The organism is Acinetobacter sp. ANC_7635, assembly GCF_056779945.1.
In genome coordinates, this window is record NZ_JBWYIS010000025.1 from 1 (window position 1) to 5,474 (window position 5,474).

Annotated in this window: 2 tRNA genes and 3 rRNA genes; all 5 read left to right on the forward strand. The window is 49.0% G+C overall.

From position 1 onward, the window contains the following. Nucleotides 1–94 precede the first annotated feature (94 nt). The 5 genes from AC1M89_RS14665 (at nt 95) to rrf (ending at nt 5,451) form a co-directional block, all read left to right on the forward strand. Nucleotides 95–1,632: ribosomal RNA gene (locus AC1M89_RS14665) — 16S ribosomal RNA — on the forward strand. A gap of 61 nt (nt 1,633–1,693) precedes the next feature. Continuing rightward, nucleotides 1,694–1,770, forward strand: a tRNA-Ile gene (locus AC1M89_RS14670). Between the two features lie 39 nt (nt 1,771–1,809). After that, nucleotides 1,810–1,885 (forward strand) — tRNA-Ala (locus AC1M89_RS14675). Nucleotides 1,886–2,264: 379 nt separating this feature from the next. Next, a 23S ribosomal RNA gene (locus AC1M89_RS14680) occupies nt 2,265–5,156 on the forward strand. Nucleotides 5,157–5,336: 180 nt separating this feature from the next. Then, nucleotides 5,337–5,451 (forward strand): 5S ribosomal RNA (gene rrf, locus AC1M89_RS14685). The 16S, 23S and 5S rRNA genes sit together here with 2 tRNA genes alongside, the layout of an rRNA operon. Nucleotides 5,452–5,474 lie beyond the last annotated feature (23 nt).

The following is a 5,474-nucleotide window of genomic DNA, read 5'->3' on the forward strand; positions in this document are numbered from 1 at the left end:
ATAATTGGTAGAAATTTCTCGAAGTTTATTTGAGCAAATTTTTTGTCAGTAATTGATGAGCCAAGATTGGTACCCTTTAGGTACTATTGATTTTAAACTGAAGAGTTTGATCATGGCTCAGATTGAACGCTGGCGGCAGGCTTAACACATGCAAGTCGAGCGGGGGAAGGTAGCTTGCTACTGGACCTAGCGGCGGACGGGTGAGTAATGCTTAGGAATCTGCCTATTAGTGGGGGACAACATCTCGAAAGGGATGCTAATACCGCATACGTCCTACGGGAGAAAGCAGGGGACCTTCGGGCCTTGCGCTAATAGATGAGCCTAAGTCGGATTAGCTAGTTGGTGGGGTAAAGGCCTACCAAGGCGACGATCTGTAGCGGGTCTGAGAGGATGATCCGCCACACTGGGACTGAGACACGGCCCAGACTCCTACGGGAGGCAGCAGTGGGGAATATTGGACAATGGGCGGAAGCCTGATCCAGCCATGCCGCGTGTGTGAAGAAGGCCTTTTGGTTGTAAAGCACTTTAAGCGAGGAGGAGGCTACTAAGATTAATACTCTTGGATAGTGGACGTTACTCGCAGAATAAGCACCGGCTAACTCTGTGCCAGCAGCCGCGGTAATACAGAGGGTGCGAGCGTTAATCGGATTTACTGGGCGTAAAGCGTGCGTAGGCGGCTTTTTAAGTCGGATGTGAAATCCCCGAGCTTAACTTGGGAATTGCATTCGATACTGGGAAGCTAGAGTATGGGAGAGGATGGTAGAATTCCAGGTGTAGCGGTGAAATGCGTAGAGATCTGGAGGAATACCGATGGCGAAGGCAGCCATCTGGCCTAATACTGACGCTGAGGTACGAAAGCATGGGGAGCAAACAGGATTAGATACCCTGGTAGTCCATGCCGTAAACGATGTCTACTAGCCGTTGGGGCCTTTGAGGCTTTAGTGGCGCAGCTAACGCGATAAGTAGACCGCCTGGGGAGTACGGTCGCAAGACTAAAACTCAAATGAATTGACGGGGGCCCGCACAAGCGGTGGAGCATGTGGTTTAATTCGATGCAACGCGAAGAACCTTACCTGGTCTTGACATAGTAAGAACTTTCCAGAGATGGATTGGTGCCTTCGGGAACTTACATACAGGTGCTGCATGGCTGTCGTCAGCTCGTGTCGTGAGATGTTGGGTTAAGTCCCGCAACGAGCGCAACCCTTTTCCTTATTTGCCAGCGGGTTAAGCCGGGAACTTTAAGGATACTGCCAGTGACAAACTGGAGGAAGGCGGGGACGACGTCAAGTCATCATGGCCCTTACGACCAGGGCTACACACGTGCTACAATGGTCGGTACAAAGGGTTGCTACCTAGCGATAGGATGCTAATCTCAAAAAGCCGATCGTAGTCCGGATTGGAGTCTGCAACTCGACTCCATGAAGTCGGAATCGCTAGTAATCGCGGATCAGAATGCCGCGGTGAATACGTTCCCGGGCCTTGTACACACCGCCCGTCACACCATGGGAGTTTGTTGCACCAGAAGTAGGTAGTCTAACCGCAAGGAGGACGCTTACCACGGTGTGGCCGATGACTGGGGTGAAGTCGTAACAAGGTAGCCGTAGGGGAACCTGCGGCTGGATCACCTCCTTAACGAAAGATTGACGATTGGTAAGAATCCACAACAAGTTGTTCTTCATGACGATGTATCTGAGGGTCTGTAGCTCAGTTGGTTAGAGCACACGCTTGATAAGCGTGGGGTCACAAGTTCAAGTCTTGTCAGACCCACCATGACATACTCATACGATACATTGATCTAAATGATAAGCTGGGGACTTAGCTTAGTTGGTAGAGCGCCTGCTTTGCACGCAGGAGGTCAGGAGTTCGACTCTCCTAGTCTCCACCACGTATTCATTCGAATACGTAGTAAGCAAACGAGTTGATAGCTTATAGAGCTTAGTAATAAAGCTGTGTATACTGCACGCCTTGATTATTAAGCTCTGTGATTTATCACAGTTGACTGCGATCTGACGAAGACGTAGTGAATCATTAACAGCATATATTTGAGTTGAAATAATTTGTTCATACTCATAGAAAGAGCGGAAACGAGATAACGTAAGTTATTGAGTTGAAGTGATTGAAATGAGAACTAGCGAAATTAACTGAATCAAGCGTTTTGGTATATGAATTTGAATTGAAGCTGTACAGTGTTTAGATACACAGTACTTCAAACTGTAATGTTGAACGATCTACTTGTAGGATCGAACGACTGTTTGGGGTTGTATAGTCAAGTAATTAAGTGCATGTGGTGGATGCCTTGGCAGTCAGAGGCGATGAAAGACGTGATAGCCTGCGAAAAGCTCCGGGGAGGCGGCAAATATCCTGTGATCCGGAGATTTCTGAATGGGGGAACCCACCTATCATAAGATAGGTATTGCAACATGAATACATAGTGTTGCAAGGCAAACGCGGGGAAGTGAAACATCTCAGTACCCGTAGGAAAAGAAATCAATTGAGATTCCCTCAGTAGCGGCGAGCGAAAGGGGAAAAGCCCATTAAGTTATGTAAGCTTTAGTGGAATGCTCTGGGAAGTGCAACCATAGTAGGTGATAGTCCTGTACACGAAAGGGCTTACATGATGATGTCGAGTAGGGCGGGGCACGTGAAACCTTGTCTGAATATGGGGGGACCATCCTCCAAGGCTAAATACTCCTGACTGACCGATAGTGAACCAGTACCGTGAGGGAAAGGCGAAAAGAACCCCTGTGAGGGGAGTGAAATAGATCCTGAAACCGCATGCATACAAGCAGTGGGAGCATCTTCGTGATGTGACTGCGTACCTTTTGTATAATGGGTCAGCGACTTACATTCAGTAGCAAGGTTAACCGAATAGGGGAGCCGTAGAGAAATCGAGTCTTAATAGGGCGTTTAGTTGCTGGGTGTAGACCCGAAACCAGGCGATCTATCCATGAGCAGGTTGAAGGTGAGGTAACACTTACTGGAGGACCGAACCCACTGTCGTTGAAAAGCCAGGGGATGACTTGTGGATAGGGGTGAAAGGCTAATCAAGCCTGGTGATAGCTGGTTCTCCCCGAAAGCTATTTAGGTAGCGCCTCGGACGAATACCATTGGGGGTAGAGCACTGTTTCGGCTAGGGGGTCATCCCGACTTACCAAACCGATGCAAACTCCGAATACCAATGAGTACTATCCGGGAGACAGACTGCGGGTGCTAACGTCCGTAGTCAAGAGGAAAACAATCCAGACCGCCAGCTAAGGTCCCTAAATCATAGTTAAGTGGGAAACGATGTGGGAAGGCATAGACAGCTAGGAGGTTGGCTTAGAAGCAGCCACCCTTTAAAGAAAGCGTAATAGCTCACTAGTCGAGTCGGCCTGCGCGGAAGATGTAACGGGGCTAAAACTATGTACCGAAGCTGCGGATTTGCAATTTATTGCAAGTGGTAGGGGAGCGTTCTGTAAGCCGATGAAGGTGGATTGAGAAGTCTGCTGGAGGTATCAGAAGTGCGAATGCTGACGTGAGTAACGATAAAACGGGTGAAAAACCCGTTCGCTGAAAGACCAAGGGTTCCAGTCCAACGTTAATCGGGGCTGGGTGAGTCGACCCCTAAGGCGAGGCCGAGAGGCGTAGTCGATGGGAAATTGGTTAATATTCCAATACTTCTGTGTAATGCGATGAGAGGACGGAGAAGGTTAAGTCAGCCTGGCGTTGGTTGTCCAGGTGGAAGATTGTAGGCATGTATCTTAGGCAAATCCGGGGTACTCTATGCTGAGAATCGATAGCAAGCTAGTTTACTAGCGAAGTGGCTGATACCATACTTCCAGGAAAAGTCTCTAAGCTTCAGTTACACAGGAATCGTACCCGAAACCGACACAGGTGGTCAGGTCGAGTAGACCAAAGCGCTTGAGAGAACTCTGCTGAAGGAACTAGGCAAAATGGTACCGTAACTTCGGGAGAAGGTACGCTGCCGGCGGTGATAGGACTTGCTCCTTGAGCTACTGGCAGCCTCAGAAACCAGGCCGCTGCAACTGTTTATTAAAAACATAGCACTCTGCAAACACGAAAGTGGACGTATAGGGTGTGATGCCTGCCCGGTGCTGGAAGGTTAATTGATGGGGTTAGCGTAAGCGAAGCTCTTGATCGAAGCCCCAGTAAACGGCGGCCGTAACTATAACGGTCCTAAGGTAGCGAAATTCCTTGTCGGGTAAGTTCCGACCTGCACGAATGGCATAATGATGGCGGCGCTGTCTCCAGCAGAGGCTCAGTGAAATCGAATTCGCCGTGAAGATGCGGTGTACCCGCGGCTAGACGGAAAGACCCCGTGAACCTTTACTGCAGCTTGACATTGAACTTTGATCTTACTTGTGTAGGATAGGTGGGAGGCTTTGAAGTAGAAACGCCAGTTTCTATGGAGCCGTCCTTGAAATACCACCCTGGTAATATTGAGGTTCTAACTCTGCTCCATTATCTGGAGCGAGGACCATGTCTGGTGGGTAGTTTGACTGGGGCGGTCTCCTCCTAAAGAGTAACGGAGGAGTACGAAGGTGCGCTCAGCGTGGTCGGAAATCACGCGTAGAGTATAAAGGCAAAAGCGCGCTTAACTGCGAGACCCACAAGTCGAGCAGGTACGAAAGTAGGTCTTAGTGATCCGGTGGTTCTGTATGGAAGGGCCATCGCTCAACGGATAAAAGGTACTCTGGGGATAACAGGCTGATACCGCCCAAGAGTTCATATCGACGGCGGTGTTTGGCACCTCGATGTCGGCTCATCTCATCCTGGGGCTGAAGCAGGTCCCAAGGGTATGGCTGTTCGCCATTTAAAGAGGTACGCGAGCTGGGTTTAGAACGTCGTGAGACAGTTCGGTCCCTATCTACCGTGGGCGTTGGAAATTTGAGAGGATCTGCTCCTAGTACGAGAGGACCAGAGTGGACGAACCTCTGGTGTACCGGTTGTGACGCCAGTCGCATCGCCGGGTAGCTATGTTCGGAAGGGATAACCGCTGAAAGCATCTAAGCGGGAAGCCTACCTCAAGATTAGATTTCCCAAGGACTTTATGTCCTCTAAAGAGCCGTTGAAGACTACAACGTTGATAGGTTGGATGTGGAAGTACGGTGACGTATGAAGCTGACCAATACTAATTACTCGTGAGGCTTGACTATACAACACCCAAACAGTTGGTGTTGTGGTTCAAATCATGACAAATAACTTGATTTAGTTAGATAAAACGCTAAACTGCACAAACTAAAGCAACTCAAATAGCTGTTAATAACTTCTTTGACCAAGCAAAGGCACGCAAACAATACATGCGAATAAGACCCAAGCAAAGTCACAACAGTTGTGCTGGCGACAATAGCAAGAGTGAACCACCTGATCCCTTCCCGAACTCAGAAGTGAAACCTCTTAGCGCTGATGGTAGTGTGGGGTTACCCATGTGAGAGTAAGTCATCGCCAGCTCATTATTCTAAACACCCCCTTCA